The organism is Rheinheimera sp., assembly GCF_036782235.1.
GTDB lineage: Bacteria > Pseudomonadota > Gammaproteobacteria > Enterobacterales > Alteromonadaceae > Pararheinheimera.
In genome coordinates this window covers 212,002-227,565 of sequence record NZ_DAIPZL010000005.1, presented here as the reverse complement: position 1 = coordinate 227,565, position 15,564 = coordinate 212,002, and the positions used below count along the sequence as shown (strand labels likewise).

Here is a 15,564-nt window from a genome sequence, read left to right as displayed (position 1 = left end):
ACCAAAGCTTTATGACTGGCGAACCGTCAGATAAAACCATAACTTTTGCTGTTCATGCTTGATATTCAGCTCAGCGCCCAGCACCGACGCCCAGTGTTTGGCCGCCAGTAAAGCACAATATCTGTTATTACTTTCTGTTGAAGGGCCATCTAACATGGCAATGTTGGTTTGCGTCGCCAGGAAGTTTGCGGTTTGTTCGGCGTCGACTTCCAGCTCTGCCTGCCAGCTGATAATACCAGGGTAAAACTCCATACCAACTTCAATACTGCTGTTGCTGTTGGCCAGCGACATCGCAAGCAATAATAAATCACTACAAAGCTGCCACCAGACCCCTTCATGACCGGCCAGGCCATAAGGGCTTTGGCTCTGCCGCCAGACTAAATGCAGTTGCTGTTGTATTGCCACCGGGCCTAACGCCTGTAACAACTTTGGCATCAGTAGCATAAAATCAAGCCGCACCGGCACGGCTTGCACAGGTTCAGCCCCTGAAATCAACTGGCAGAACTGCTGACTTAACCAGTGCAAATGCGCCAGCTGATAGCCAGCCACTGCAGCATCTTTTTGCAATAACAACTGACAACTGGCCACAGCAGCCGCAATTTCAAACTGACATAACCGCATTAACTGCTGCTGCTGTTCACTTTGGCTCACCTGATGAGTCTGATCCAGCAAAGCACCGGACAAACGTAAAGCCGAGCCATCAGCATCCCGCAATAACTGGCACTGCATCAGCACCGACAATATCTGGCCCTGGCGGTGCATAAACTGATAACGCTGACTGAACTGCTCCGGCCCTGATGCCAGAATACGTTGTATGTCATGGCGGAAGATGTCGCGCTCCGACGGCAACAACAAATCCAGCATGGTTTGTTCGGTCGGATGTTGTTGTGGCCCGGCAAAACCAAATAATTTCCACCAATTATCCGAATAAAAAGCATCGCCGGTGGATAAATCAAATTCAAACCAGGCGAGCTGACTAGCTTTGAGCGCCAGCGCCTGGCGCTGTTCATTGGCAATCAGTTGCTGATACTGGGCATGCAGCTGCTGTTGTAATTCCTGTTGCAGCAGCTCAGCATGGTAACGGCGCAGATTTACCCGGCTCAGTAAGCCAAACAACAACAGCATCATCAACAGCAGAAAAAATAACAACCAATAGTTGGCCACCGGCAGGTAGTTGTTTACAAAATTGTCATTGCTGCTGATCTGTAACCAAAACGGCTGGCCGTACCATTCCAGTTCTTTATGCATCACAAAAGCCGGCCCATCTAACTGACCGGACTGGCGCTGAAATAACAGATCAGAAGGTGCCTGCTGTGCCGACGAATACCAGCTGAAATCAAGTTCGGTTTGTGCACTATGCCAAAGCCGCGTCATCATGTCGTTGACGCGAAAAGCCGCATAAACAAAACCCTGCAGCGCGTTAATTTTTTGCTCTGCACTTAACAGCTCTGCCCCTGCTTTATACACGGGTTGCACCAGCACCAAGCCAGGGTCGACGGCATTGCTACCATCCTGCGCCAATAAAATCCGCGGTGTGATGGCGATACCACCAAGACTGGCAGCACGCATTGCCGTTCTTTGCCGCAGCGGATTCGTTAACATGTCATAGCCAAGCACAGCACTGTTTTTATTATTCTGCGGTTGAATATGAGTCACCACAGCGTAAAAAGGCCGTTCGCCCGCAGGATGTACGGTAAAATCAGAGACACCATCGGCGCGTATTTGTTGCTCCAGCGCGGCAATGTCTTTACCAGCACGGTAATTCACCAAACCAAAAGCCTGAATACCACTGTAGTGTTTGTCTAAATCAAGGCCGGTAACAAAACGTTGCCATTCTGCCTGAGTGATCTGTTCGGACGAGGTGACAAAAGCCATGCCTGAACCCAGCAAAAATTCAAAATGCTGCAGCCGCTGTTTTAAATTCAGCTCCAACGCGTCGGCATGCTGCTGGAAAATTTCTTGTTGTTCATTTGTAATTTGCTGACTGTAACTGAACCAGTAATACAGAAAAAAAGGCAAAATCAGCGCCATCACCAGCCAGCTCGATGCATTATGCCGGCTCAACCACAGGCGCCGGCCTTTTAATTCCGGGGCTAATTGCGGTGGTAATAATGTGCGCTGGATCATACCGGGCCTGTCAGTTCTTGCTGCCAAAACATAAATCACCGGCATCACCCAGCCCAGGCACTATATAAGCCTGGGCGTTGAGATTATTATCCAAAGCACCAAGCCAAAAAGATGCAGGAAAGTCAAGCTGTTGCTGTAACAGTGTCATGCCTTCAGGCGCCGCTATAGCGGCAGCAATATGCAGACTGCGCGGCTCACCTTTTTTGCGCAACAATTGCCACACTTTTAATAATGACGAGCCGGTTGCCAGCATAGGGTCAACCAAAATCAAATCACGGCCGGCAATATCGGGCGTGGCGCTATAGCCTAAAAAAATATCCAATTCGCTGGCATCTGCGCCTTCTTCCCGGTAAGCCCCGACAAAACCACTGTCGGCCTGGTCAAACATATCCAGAAACCCCTGATAAAACGGCAAGCCCGCCCGCATCACACAAATCAGCACCGGCTGCTCGGCTAAATCTGCCACTTTAGCCGTGCCCAGTGCGGTTTGAATTTCAAATTGCTGGTATGGCAAAGACTTAGACACTTCGTAGGCCAGTAAACTGCCGAGGCGCTGCAGGTTCAGCCGAAAACGCATCCGGTCTTGCTGAATTTGCGGTTCCCGAAGCTGGGCCAGAATGCTCTGAGCGACTGAAAGTTGTTGTTGTAATTGAAAAATGTTCATGCGTCTTTCCGCTGACAAGGATGCGTAGAGTGTATACAAAGATGACATTTTTTGCGCCTTCCGCCAACTGAATTGCCAGGGTTTTGCTTGAAAAATCAAAGCAGCTGACCCATTTCAAAGACCAGAGCGGTGATTTCAGCGCGCGCAGGAGTAAAATGTGTGGGTTTTATGCAAAACAGTCTGATAGTGATCCTGATGTTGCTGGTGATTGCAGCCATCTTGTGGCCGGTGTGGCGCCAGCGCAGGCTCAAGCAACAAATTGCCAACACGGCTTTTCCAACGCCCTGGCGCAAAATATTAAAGCGACAACTGCCGCTCTATAACAGCCTGCCGGCGGATTTACAGCTGAAACTGAAAAAACTTATTCAGCTTTTTATTGCTGAAAAACGGTTTATTGGCTGCGAAGGTTTGCAGATAAATGATGAGATAAAACTCAATATCGCCGCTCAGGCTTGTCTGTTAATGCTCAACCGCCCCAGCGCTTTATACCCAAACCTGCAGACTATTCTGGTGTATCCGGCGGCTTATCTGGTGCCTGGACAACAAACTGACGCTGCGGGCGTGGTCAGCAACAACACAGAAATGCGATTGGGCGAATCCTGGCAACAGGGCAAAGTGGTGTTGTCCTGGCCCGATAGCCTGCAAGGCGCTGCCGATCCCAAAGACGGCCATAATGTGGTGTTGCATGAATTTGCCCATCAGCTGGATCAGGAAAACGGTATCGCCAACGGCGCGCCTTTTTTGGCGAGCACTGAAGCTTACCGGGTCTGGAGTCAGGTGCTAACAGCTGAATTTGATCAGCTGCAACAACAACTAAAGTTGGGGATCCCCACTTTATTTAACCCTTATGCCGCCACCAATCCGGCCGAGTTTTTTGCCGTCACCACCGAGGTGTTTTTTGAACAGCCACAAGCGATGCAACAACAACACCCGGCTTTGTATCAGCAACTGCGCCAGTTTTACCGGCTGGATCCGGCGCTGTGGCAACAATAAAAATTCAGAAAAAATCCTGCTGTTCAGTTCAGCCAAAATTCAGATGTCGCTTGCCATAGTGTGATTATCAATAAGCCCAGCAAGGGCGGAGGGTAGTCCAATGACAAACAACAATCACAGCAACACATCAGCGCCATTAAGCCGACACGCGCGCTGGTTATATCTGGGCGTGCTGGCACTGATCAGCAGCAGCGCGCTGGCCGCTGATGTCAGCGTCAGTCTGCATGGTCAGGTGCAACCCGGTGTTTATGGTTCAGTACATATTGGTGATCGCAGCCCCACTGTGATTTACCATGAACCTGTGCGGGTGTATCACGAACCTGTGTATGTAGAGCGGCATTACGCCCCTGTCGTGGTACAACCCGTTATTATTCATGCCCCTAAAAAACACCGTAAACACTGGAAAAAACATTGCCACAGATACAATGCCTGCGGCCGTGAAGTGCGTTTTGTGGAGGTGTACGACCAACCCCGTTATTACAGCAGGGAAAGTTATGGTTACGACACCCGCCGCTCTGAAGGCCGGGAAGAACGCCGCCATTATCACCGTTATGACTAACGGAAGCGGCTCAAATCAGACATTTCAGCGGGCAGAACATGGCGCGTGTAGAAAAAAGGTCGCGCTTTGGCAATGAAGTCAGGATAATAACGGCCTTTTTTATTGCACAGGAACTTAGCAGCAAATGTTAATCAGCAAAGACACAGTGGTACAACTGCACTATCAGTTATCAGATGACAGCGGCCTGCTGGAGAGCTCACAAGGCAGCGACCCGCTGTTATATCTGCACGGTCATCAGAATATGTTACCGGCCATTGAACAGGCACTGGAAGGCAAAAGCAAAGGCGACAAACTGGAGCTGACGTTAGCGCCCAAAGATGCCTATGGTGAACGCCGTGAAGACGCCATTCAAAGTGTGCAGGTTAAACATCTGCAGGGCGCAAAAAAATGGCAACCAGGCATGATGGCCGTGGTGCAAACCGAACATGGCCCACGTCAGGTTAAAGTTGTTAAAGTTGGCATGTTTAAAGCCGACGTGGACACCAACCACCCGCTGGCTGGCAAAACATTGCAGTTTAGCTTTGAAATTCTGGATGTACGTGCCGCCTCTGAAGAGGAAATTGCCCATGGTCACGCCCATGGTGTGGGTGGACACCATCACCACTAAGCCGGGCTTGAGCTTTTGCAAATACAGGTTGTGCACACGGCTGTGCAACCTGCACCAGGCGCTGAGGCAGCTTAAAATTCAGCTGCAAAGCACAGCGGAACCAGATAAAATCAGCGGCCTTGTTCTTTGCCGTGCAAAATGGATTTAAAGTTGCCTACCTCTACCCCACCACCGGTTGAAAAAATGCAGTTTGATAACTACCGCGAACCTGTCGGCCAGGCGCCGCAGCGCGCAGGTGATATATCACAGCTGGTGGAAGTGCGTTACAAACGCCGCAGTCTGATCCCGGTGTTATTGTTGCTTTTAATGGCATCTGCCGGCGTACTGGTGGCTTATGAATTACATACTGCGCACTACAGCGCTCCCAAAATTGCCGAATATGCCAAAACCCTGACCTATCAACTGCAGCAAGGTCCGGCCAAACAAGTGGTGTATCCGCAAGGTGGCCCTTTTGACGAGCGCCATGGTTACACCAAGTTGCCCGAATTATTGCCCCGTTTACTGGAGCGTAATTTCCGTATCACCGCTCAGGCTGAGTTTTCGCCGGCGCTCAATCATTACGCTTCACAGGGATTATTTCCGCCTTATCGCGAAAAAGTGCAATCCGGTTTGTTTTTGGCGGATTGCCGCAATCAGACGTTATTTGATTTTAACTACCCGCAGCGGGTGTACCGCGACCCCAAACAAATTCCTGTGGTGGTGGCGCAAAGTTTATTATTTATTGAAAACAGAAACTTATTAAAAATCCCCCCGACAGCCAACCCTGTGATGGACTGGCCGCGTTTTATCATGGCGGCGGCAAGTCAGGTCGGTAAAGTATTATCAGTAGGTGGTCAGTCCGCCGGCGGCAGTACCCTCGCCACCCAGATTGAAAAATTCCGCCACTCGCCTATGGGGTTAACCCGCGGTTTTAAAGACAAAGCCATTCAGATCATCTCTGGCACCATCCGGGTGTATCAGCATGGTGTGAATACCATGGGCATGCGTACCCGCATCGTCCAAGACTATTTAAATACGGTGCCTTTATCGTCCGCCCCTGGCCACGGTGAAGTGCATGGTGTGGGAGATGCGCTATACGCCTGGTTTGGCAGTGATTTTGATAAAGCCAATAGCTTGTTAAATGCCCCTGCGACCGCTGAAAATGCCACGGAGCGGGCACAATATTTCCGCCAAATTGTTGCGCTGATGATAGCGCAGCGCCGTCCTTCCTATTATTTGCTGCAAGGCCATGACGATTTAGAACAGCTGACCGACAGCCATCTGCGCTTGTTGGCAGGCGCCGGTGTGATAGACAAAGCCCTGCGCGACGAAGCGCTGTCGCAAAAGCTGACCTTCCGCGTGGCCAAAGTGAATAAAACCAAAGCCGAACAGGACGCCAAAAAAGGCATTAATGCCGCACGTTTACGCCTTGGCAATTTACTGAACCAGCCGATGTACGACTTAGACCGGCTGGATTTAAACGCCCACAGCACCTTGCATGGCGACGTACAGCAAAAAGTCAGTGCTTATTTGCGTAGCCTGGCCAACCCGGACACCGCCGCCAAATACGGCCTGATTGGTGATCGGCTGTTAAGCGCCAGTGGCACGGCCGATGTGTTATACAGCTTTACGCTGTTTGAAAAAACACCGGATGGCAACAGGGTGCGGGTACAAACCGACAGTACAGACCAGCCTTTTGACTTAAACGAACACAGTAAACTGGAGCTTGGCTCCACAGCCAAACTGCGCGTGCTGGCCACCTATTTAGAAATAGTGGCTGAACTTCATCAGAATTTTGCCGACGAGCTGCCGGTCAATTTACTGAATCTGGATATTGCCCCGGCCGACCACATTACCCGCTGGGCCGCCAACTATATGGCACAAACGTCAGACCGAAGCCTGACCGCTATGCTGGACGCTGCGCTGAACCGTACCTATTCCGCTTCGCCACACGAACGTTTTTTCACCGGCGGTGGTTTGCAGGTGTTTAATAACTTCGACAAAAAAGAAGACAGCAAGGTGCCAACTGTTGCCGAAAGCCTGCAGCAGTCGCACAACCTGCCTTTTGTGCGCTTAATGCGCGACATAGTTGCTTATGCCAGCAGCTACCAAACCCTGGGCAGCAGCTCGTTATTGCTGCGTAGTGACAAAGATCCAAAACGGGAAGAATACCTGCGCCGTTTTGTTGATAAAGAAGGCACAGAGTTTTTACGTAAATTCTGGAAAAAATATCAGCAAAAACCGGCCGATGAACGCCTCGAAGTATTTTTTGATGGTTTAAAACAGACGCCGGACCGTTTAGCTGCGGTGCACCGTTATTTATTGCCTGAATCTGACTTTAGCCAGTTCAGCCGGTTTTTACTGGACAAACTGCCGGATGAACAACTGAGTCCGAAAAAACTTGATGAGCTGTATAACAAATATGGCCCGGGCAAATTCAGCCTGCCGGATCAGGGTTATATCGCCAAGGTGCACCCGCTGGAGCTGTGGTTATTAAGTTTTATCAATAAAAACCCGGACGCAAAATTCAGCGATGCCGTAGCGCAAAGCAGCGAACAACGTCAGCAGGTGTATCGCTGGTTGTTTAAAACCAGTAACCGCAGTGCACGCGACAACCGCATCCGCATTATGCTGGAAGTAGAAGCTTTCCTCGATATTCACCAGCGCTGGGCCAAACTGGGTTACGCTTTTGACCACTTAGTGCCGTCTTTAGGCACTGCACTTGGCAGTTCGGGCGACCGCCCTGCCGCCCTGGCTGAACTGATGGGGATTATTCAGAACGACGGTATCCGTTTGCCCACCATCCGTATTGACAGCCTGCATTTTGCCGCCAAAACGCCTTATGAAACCATGCTGCAATATAACGCCAGCGCAGGTGAGAGAGTAATGCGCCCTGAAGTCGCGCGTGCGCTGAAAAAAACCCTAGGCCAGGTGGCTGAGCTGGGTACGGCACGGCGTTTAAATGGCAGCTTTACTAAAACCGATGGCTCCCCACTCAAAATTGGCGGCAAAACAGGTACGGGTGATAACCGTATTGCCACTCAGGTGGTGCGTGGCAAAGTGATGGCTTCGACCGTCAATAACAGAACCGCCACCTTTGTATTTTATTTAGGCGACAACTACTTTGGCACCCTGACCGCTTTTGTACCTGGCAAAGGCGCCGACAACTTCAGCTTTACCTCAGCGCTGCCATTACAGGTACTCAAAGGCATGGCACCACTGCTGCAGCCTTATGTGGTGAAGGAGGAGTCTATGTGTGGTGTGGCTAAGGTACGATAGTACTCAACTGAACCATTGAGTTTTTGTCTAGAGGCCGGCAAGCCAATTGCCGGCCTCTTTTTTTATAAACCCCGTAGCTCAGTTTGAACTTGTTAAGCTTAGCAACTGAAATACATAGAAAAATACACAAGAAGCGGGTAAATTACACCTCAGTGTTAATATTTTGAAATCAGATCATGTCCAGCATAGGCTCGTTATCAGACGTTGAACTCATCCAGGGAAAACGTATTTATCTGAGACTTATGCGCATAGCTGACCAAGAGGCTTATAGCAAACTTTACTGTGATGATGTTCAGATGCAGTTTGTATGTGCGCCACTCAATCAGGAAAAAGCAAATACGTGCCTGAAAAGGTCAATAGCACTGAATGCCGCCAGACAGCGACAACACCTGTATCTAAGCATATGTACGGTAGACACTGACGCCGTCGTTGGATTTTGCGGGCTAGCCCAAATTGACTATCGAGCGAAAAATGTAGAGCTTGGAGTTTCATTGTTAGCTCAACATTCAAAAAATGGATTTGCGGAAGAATCGTTGTGGCTATTGATCCAGCTTTGTAGAGAACTGTTGCCTGGGTTTCAGATCAGTGGCATTTTACATAGCGACAATAAAGCGGCCCAGAATTTGGTTAAGAAAGTTGGTTACAAACTTGTCACCATCAGTTCGCCATGGCAACTATGGATTGTGAACGACTGAATCTTCTGAGCCTGAATTATAACCAGAGAAGGAAAATTGTTATGAACGCAACAGTAAACTTTTTAGAAACACTTGGGCAGAACTCTGCTTATCGTCAACTTGATACAACTGAACTTGCTTTAGCTGCACAAAAGGCAGGGTTATCTGAAGCATTAATTCAGGCGATATTAGCTGCAGATCAACAATCAGTTGCAGCAATGATGAATACACATTCAAAAGGCTGTTTTGTCTTTGTCCCTGCAGATGAAGAGAATAAAGAGCAACCGGCATTGCCTGATGATAACGACGAAGAAAAAATTACTGTTGTTCATTAATTCACACTGAGAAAGTTATGGCAGCCACTCTAATGATTTTAAAATATTTTTTAGTAATCTTACTGGCTGCCTTTTCTTTATTTTTATCAGCAGAAACAAAAAAAGATTACAAAAACCTTTTCATAGAAGCTGATCAAATTAAAACTGCTGATTTTAGAAAATTTCAACAAATAATTCTTGAATTAGAACAAAATAGAGAGAGCTTTACCGAAAAGCAGTTGTTAGAGCTTGAATATTTCAAAGCATACGCGGCAGGTTACACCGGTAACTACAGTCAATCTATCGAAATGTTTAAAACTCTGATACCCAAGGTTACGGAGCCTGATTTTAGATTTAAACTTTTAACATCTCTTGCAAACTTATATTCATTTTCTAGAAATTTCCCAAACTCTTTTGCTTCCCTTTTTGAAGCCTTTAGTTTCGAGAATGAAATTAAATCCCCAGAAATTAAAGAGAAAGGTTTTCTTGTTGCTGCAGTAATTTACAATCTTGCACAACTTCACCCTGAAGCCCTTGAGCATGCCGAAGTTGTGAAGAAAAAACATACAAGCGTAAAATCACTTTGCATCGCTGAACAACTTATTGCAGAGGCGCATTATTCACTTAGAAATCCGATTGATATTAACCAAATTAACCAGTCAATTGACAACTGCCGCTTAAATGGCGAAATGTTAGTAGCAGATATTTTTCAAAGAATTCTGCCTCAGAAACTTTTAGACGAACAGAATTACTCTCTTGCTGAACAACAATTAAATAAGTTTATTCCGGCTGTAGAGAGTCATCAGTACCCGCGCCTTACAGCTGATTATTATCTTTTTATGGCTAAAGCAAAATTTGGCTTACACAAATATTCCGAAGCAGAAGTGTGGTTAGATAAGACTTTAGAATTGAGTAAAACGCTTGGTTTTACTCAGCCATTAGTTGAAAGTTATCTGATGTTATCTGATATATACAAAAAATCTGGCAATTTTGAATTGGCTTTGGATTACTATAAAAAGTATGCTGATGCAGAAAAAGCCTATAGAGATGATCTGTCTGAAAAACAACTTGCCTACCAATTGGCAAAAGGTGAAGTTCTACAAAAAAATCAGAAAATAAAATTGCTTGAAAAAGATAATTCTGTTTTGACACTGAGAAACGAGTTAAATCAGACTAACACAGAGAATCAGCAACTATTTATCGCATTACTTACATTCAGCATTATCTTTCTAACTTATTTCGCCTTGAGAACATTAAAAAGCAAACAGTATTATCGCCTGCTCGCAGAGAACGACAACCTTACTGGTATTAGCAACAGATTTCATTTTACTGACAAAGTTAAAAAAATACTGGAAGGAAGTAATAAGCTGGGTCAGATTGATTCTTTTCTTATTTTTGATCTGGACTTTTTTAAACAGATTAATGATCAATATGGCCATTTAACCGGTGATTGGGTACTGCAAACTGTGGTGGCTCATAGCAAACAGTTTGTGCGCAATCTTGATGTATTCGGTCGTATCGGTGGTGAAGAGTTTGCAATCTATCTGCCGGCCTGCACTGCTGAAAAAGCGGCGCTTCTTGCGGAGATTCTGCGTGATGCGATTTCGCAAATTGATTATAGCGGCAGTGGCCACCCGATTAAAATGACTGCAAGCTTTGGCGTGACGGCAACAGATCGTTCCGGCTATGAGCTGAAAAAGTTGTTCCGCGATGCAGACCACGCCCTTTATCAATCGAAACACCAAGGCCGTAATCAAGTGTCATTATTTGAAGAAGTATAAAAAATTGCTGAGCCCAATCCAGTGAGTGCCTGATGGTGGCCGTTGATGACCCTAATTGCCATTGGCTGTTTATCTAACACTGAATCAAAGCAGCCATTGCACCAAATTAAAAACAACAAATACAGAAATGCCCGCAGCATCCATAAAAACAATAAGACATCAAGATGAATCAACCTTCTTTGCAAGCAACAACTCCAGGCAGCATCGTCATCGTCGGCACCGGTATTACTTTAGGCTCCCATATCAGCCCTTTATCGCGCAGTTATATTGAAAATGCCGATGTGGTATTTGCCGGGGTGGCCGATGGTATTACTGAGCTCTGGCTCAAAGAAATGCACCAGGATGTGCGCAGTTTTGCGCCGCTTTATGCCGAAGGCAAATCGCGCCATCAAACCTATCAGCAAATGATTGATTTAATGCTGGCTGAAGTGCGGCAAGGCAAAAAAGTGGTGGGGGCATTTTATGGTCACCCCGGTGTGTTTGCTTATGCACCACATAAAGTGATTGAACTGGCCAGGGCTGAAGGTTATGCCGCCCATATGGAGCCTGGGATCAGCGCCGCAGACTGTTTACATGCTGAACTTGGCATAGACCCGGGCAAAGTGGGTTGTCAGTATTTTGAAACCAGCCAGTATATGTTTTATAAGCGTTCTATAGACCCAACAGCGTATTTAGTGCTGTGGCAGGTGGGTATTGCCGGAGATAAAAGCATGGCCCGTTTTGCCACAGGCGCCGCTTATCGGGAAGTGCTGGTGGAGTTATTGGTGCAGCATTACCCGCTCAATCACGAAGTGATATTGTATGAAGCGCCCAGCCTGCCCTTCCAGCAAGCCCGTATCGACAAACTGCCGTTATCGGCGCTGCCCCAAGCAGAGATGAACTTAAAAACCACAATGGTGGTGCCACCTGCCACAGCCCTTCAGAAAAACCAGCTGGTACTGGATAAACTGGCGGCAATCAGTGCACGGGAGCAGGCGGGGCAGCCTCAAAGAGCGCCCTTAGCACAAACTTTCATGCCGGAAACAGAATATCAGCAGGCTTTTATCACTGTGACTCCAACAGAATAAAGTTTGAAAGCCAAAATAACAGCAGCGTCAGCCTATCAGGCTGCCTGTATCAGGCGCAGTGATAAAAAAGCATGATAACAAAAGCTTTTACTCACAAAAGCACATAAAAAGATGTGCTGGGAAAGAGCCTCAGCCAGGCAAGGCAGCGCAAAACAGAACAGAACTGAATTCGCAGACAAAGCTTCTGCAGCACCGGATGTGACAATCAAAGCTTGCTGTTGCCGCTTGTATTGCCTGTTGTGTTGATGATCCGGCTTTTTGCCAATAGTGTGCCGTGGCGACACAAGCCGCTTTACGCTATCTTAGTTTGGTACGCTATCAGGTTGAAATTCATAGTGGATCTGTCATCTACTGCCGCCGGTGCCTGTTATGAAAAACAATGAAAAAAACAACAAAGCTGCCGGTGCCAAAGCCGATATAAATGCCAGAACCAAAGCCAGTACAAAAGCCAGAGCCTATCCCCTCTGGCAGATAGTCCCTCAAAGCTCTGCCGGCATTGGCAGCCTGAATGTTTTAATGCCAGGACTTTAACGCTGTGTCTTTAAATTATCCGTTATCCAGCACGCTGTTTTGGCGCCTGTTATGGCAAGGTGGCAGAATTATCCTGCTTGCTGCTGCTTATGTGCAAAGTGGCCAGCTGGCCATGTTGCTGGCTGCCCCACCCGGTTTTGTCAGTGCTATTTTCCCGCCTGTTGGCGTGTCGCTTGCGGCAGTGCTGATTTGGGGTTACCCCATGTTATTGGGTGTGTTTTTAGGCTCCAGCTTACTGAATCTGAGTATTTCCGGCGTCAGCATTGCTGCACTGAGCCTGGAGTCGCTCCTGGTGCCCTGCAGTATTGCCCTGGGCACCACGGCGCAGTGTCTGGTGGCCAGCTGGAGCATTAAACGCTGGGTGGGTTTTCCCTCGGCCATGACCGCCGACAAACAAATTTTCTGGATCTTATTGATAGGTGGGCCACTGTCTTGCCTGCTCAGCGCCACCGCCGGCATCAGCGTGTTATATCATCACCAGATCATTACCTCAGGGCAGCTGCTATTTAGCTGGTGGAGCTGGTGGGTGGGCGACAGCATAGGTGTGTTGATAGCTATGCCACTGATGTTTATCGCTTTTGCCAGCCCTCGTGATATCTGGCGCAGCAGAATAAGCACTGTAGGCCTGCCGTTATTGCTCAGCTGCGCCCTGATGGTGGTGCTGTTTTTCCGCACCATTGAAGATGAGCAGAGCCGGCTGCAACAACATTTTCACGAGCAGGCCAAATTAATGGCCCAAAGCATTCAGTCGCGCCTTGAGCTTTATACCAGTGCCATCAAACCGGTCGAACGTTTTTTTGCGGCCTCCGCCAAAGTCAGCAACACCGACTTCGCCACTTTTGTCAGTGCAACAGCACAAAACCATGCCGGGATCCGGGCGCTGAGCTGGAACCCCAAAGTGCTGCAGCAAGAGCGCCTGCAGTTTGAAGCTGAACTAACGCAGGATGCTAACAGTACGGGGCAAGTGGCCAGGCTTAGCATCAACGAGCGGGACGACGATGACACTCTGGTGCCAGCTGGCAACAGAGCCAGTTATTTCCCTATCCGTTATATTGAACCTCTGGCGCAAAACCGGGCGGCGCTGGGCTATGACGTTGCCTCTGAGCCGGTGCGCCAGCAGGCGATGTTTAAAGCACGTAACAGCGGTAATGCCAGCTTAACTGCCCCACTGAGCATGGTGCAGGACCATCAGCACCAGATTGGTATGCTGTTGTTTTATCCGGTGTATCAAGGCCATCAACTGCCTGCCACTCTGGCCGGGCGCCAGCAGTTATTGCGTGGTTATGTGGTGGCTGTGCTGCATATCACCGAGGTTATTGCTTCGGCACTGGTCAGTTACCCACAGCAGAGTTTTCAGTTACAGCTGGATGACATTAGCACTGGCCGCGCCCTGCCGCTCTATCACACCCAAAGCAACCCGGTGCCGGCTTATGCCAGGGCGCTGGCCTGGCAGCAAGAGTTTGAAGTAGCCGGACGGCGTTTTAGTTTGCATATTGAACCAAGTGAACAATTTTTGCAGGCCCAAAGCAGCCTGCAGCCCTGGGCCATTCTGACCGGCGGTTTGTTGTTATGCAGCTTGCTGGGCGGATTTTTGTTGTCGGTGACAGGGCGGGCTGAACAAGTGCGCCGTCAGGTTAAACAGCGCACGCTGGAGCTGACCGGCATTTTAAATAACGCCGCTGAAGCCATTCTTATTTTTAATTCTGCAGGTGGAATTGAACGGGCCAATATTGCCGCACAACAATTGTTTGGTTACAGCAATAACCAGCTGCTGCAACTGCCTATTGGCAGCCTGTTGCCGGAATTTAAACACGCCGGCGAAACCGAACTGAGCCAAAAACAAGGCCGTGCTATTGAAGCTGTGGGCAACAGCGCCGCCGGTGTTATGCTTGAGCTGGAAATCAGCCTGAGCAGCTACAGCCTGCCAGGCCACACCTGGTTTATTTGTCTGCTGCACGATATCAGCGAACGCAAAAAAATAGCCCGGCTAAAGAGTGAATTTGTCGCCACCGTCAGCCATGAATTACGCACGCCGCTCACCTCAATTAAAGGTGCGTTGGAGCTGGTGAACGCCGGCGTGTTAGGCACCATACCCGAAGCGGCCGGCAATATGCTGTGCCTGGCCTGCAAAAACACTGAGCGGCTGGAGCTTTTGGTGAACGATATTCTGGATATAGAAAAACTGGAGCTGGCCGAAGCCAGTCTGGTGCTGAGCCCGCTAAATCTTGCCGACCAGCTGCAGCTGGCGCTGCAACAAAACCAGAGTTATGCCACCAGTTATGCCGTTACCCTGTGCCTGGATATGGAGCAGCTGCCAGCCACAACCAAAGTGATGGCCCATAACCAGCGTTTGCAGCAGGTGTTCAGTAACCTGATTAGCAACGCGGTAAAATTTTCGCCCGCGCAAAGCCAGGTGCAAATCAAAGCAAGACTACAAGGCCAGCAGGCTATTGTCAGCTTCAGCGATCAGGGCCCAGGTATAGCCGAAGAATTTCGCAGCCGAATTTTCCAGAAATTCGCCCAGGCTGACGGCTCAGACACCCGCCAACGCGGCGGCACCGGCCTTGGCCTCAGTATTTGCAAAGCGCTGATGGAAAAAATGCACGGCAGCATTGGTTTTGACAGCATTGAAGGCAAAGGCAGCACCTTTTTTATTATATTGCCATTGGTGGATGAGGAGCCTGAAGCACCAACATCGGCAGGTTAGGTTGCTATAAAACCCATTGCACTTTTCACTGATGGCGATGTGAAAGCAGGGCTTCGCCGCCATCTGGCTGAATGGTTTTTTCAGCTTGCAGCTGATGGTGTTGTATAAGCGGGGACTCGCCCCCGCAGGCGAGTCACTTTTTGGGTCGCCAAAAAGTGACATAAAAAACGACCCCGAGATCGCTCGAAAGCCCGCTGTTTTGACCAATTTTGAGGCGCCGCCAAAACTCGCGGGGTGCTAGCGTCACCCCGCTCAAACAGTTGTCGGCTTAAAACCTCAAAA

12 protein-coding genes are annotated in these 15,564 nt (G+C 48.7%); 10 read left to right on the top strand and 2 right to left on the bottom strand.

The genetic code is table 11. The features are described from left to right. Positions 1 to 9: 9 nt before the first annotated feature. On the bottom strand, positions 10 to 2,127 hold the full coding sequence (locus V7P87_RS08435; protein WP_333797046.1) for a CHASE domain-containing protein: 2,118 nt from the start codon (positions 2,125 to 2,127) through the stop codon (positions 10 to 12). Between the two features lie 10 nt (positions 2,128 to 2,137). After that, the gene (upp, locus tag V7P87_RS08430; protein ID WP_333797045.1) at positions 2,138 to 2,791 is read right to left on the bottom strand and encodes a uracil phosphoribosyltransferase; all 654 of its coding nucleotides are present in this window, start codon (positions 2,789 to 2,791) and stop codon (positions 2,138 to 2,140) included. A gap of 168 nt (positions 2,792 to 2,959) precedes the next feature. Between upp and V7P87_RS08425 the strand changes: the two genes are divergently transcribed. The 10 genes from V7P87_RS08425 to V7P87_RS08385 all read left to right on the top strand — a co-directional run bounded on the left by V7P87_RS08425 (position 2,960) and on the right by V7P87_RS08385 (position 15,282). After that, positions 2,960 to 3,784, top strand: coding sequence for a zinc-dependent peptidase (locus V7P87_RS08425; RefSeq protein ID WP_333797068.1), 825 nt, complete (start codon positions 2,960 to 2,962; stop codon positions 3,782 to 3,784). A 100-nt stretch (positions 3,785 to 3,884) separates the two neighbouring features. Further along, positions 3,885 to 4,343 carry a hypothetical protein gene (locus V7P87_RS08420; protein WP_296299674.1) on the top strand — a complete coding sequence of 153 codons (459 nt, stop codon included), beginning with the start codon at positions 3,885 to 3,887 and terminating at the stop codon, positions 4,341 to 4,343. A 124-nt stretch (positions 4,344 to 4,467) separates the two neighbouring features. Continuing rightward, complete coding sequence (locus V7P87_RS08415; protein WP_333797044.1) at positions 4,468 to 4,950, top strand: FKBP-type peptidyl-prolyl cis-trans isomerase; 483 nt, start codon at positions 4,468 to 4,470, stop codon at positions 4,948 to 4,950. A 138-nt stretch (positions 4,951 to 5,088) separates the two neighbouring features. Beyond that, the gene (locus V7P87_RS08410) at positions 5,089 to 8,208 is read left to right on the top strand and encodes a transglycosylase domain-containing protein (RefSeq protein WP_333797043.1); all 3,120 of its coding nucleotides are present in this window, start codon (positions 5,089 to 5,091) and stop codon (positions 8,206 to 8,208) included. A 176-nt stretch (positions 8,209 to 8,384) separates the two neighbouring features. After that, positions 8,385 to 8,903, top strand: coding sequence for a GNAT family N-acetyltransferase (locus tag V7P87_RS16720; protein ID WP_442967947.1), 519 nt, complete (start codon positions 8,385 to 8,387; stop codon positions 8,901 to 8,903). 41 nt (positions 8,904 to 8,944) lie between these two features. Then, entirely contained in the window at positions 8,945 to 9,217 is a 273-nt protein-coding gene (locus V7P87_RS08405) for a hypothetical protein (protein WP_333797042.1), read from the top strand. 17 nt (positions 9,218 to 9,234) lie between these two features. Next, a complete protein-coding gene (locus V7P87_RS08400; RefSeq protein WP_333797041.1) occupies positions 9,235 to 10,977 on the top strand; it encodes a tetratricopeptide repeat-containing diguanylate cyclase in 1,743 nt (580 codons plus the stop codon). Positions 10,978 to 11,141: 164 nt separating this feature from the next. Then, complete coding sequence (locus V7P87_RS08395) at positions 11,142 to 12,044, top strand: SAM-dependent methyltransferase (protein WP_333797040.1); 903 nt, start codon at positions 11,142 to 11,144, stop codon at positions 12,042 to 12,044. Between the two features lie 369 nt (positions 12,045 to 12,413). Next, the gene (locus V7P87_RS08390; RefSeq protein WP_333797039.1) at positions 12,414 to 12,575 is read left to right on the top strand and encodes a hypothetical protein; all 162 of its coding nucleotides are present in this window, start codon (positions 12,414 to 12,416) and stop codon (positions 12,573 to 12,575) included. 4 nt (positions 12,576 to 12,579) lie between these two features. Continuing rightward, a complete protein-coding gene (locus V7P87_RS08385) occupies positions 12,580 to 15,282 on the top strand; it encodes a CHASE domain-containing protein (protein WP_333797038.1) in 2,703 nt (900 codons plus the stop codon). Positions 15,283 to 15,564 lie beyond the last annotated feature (282 nt).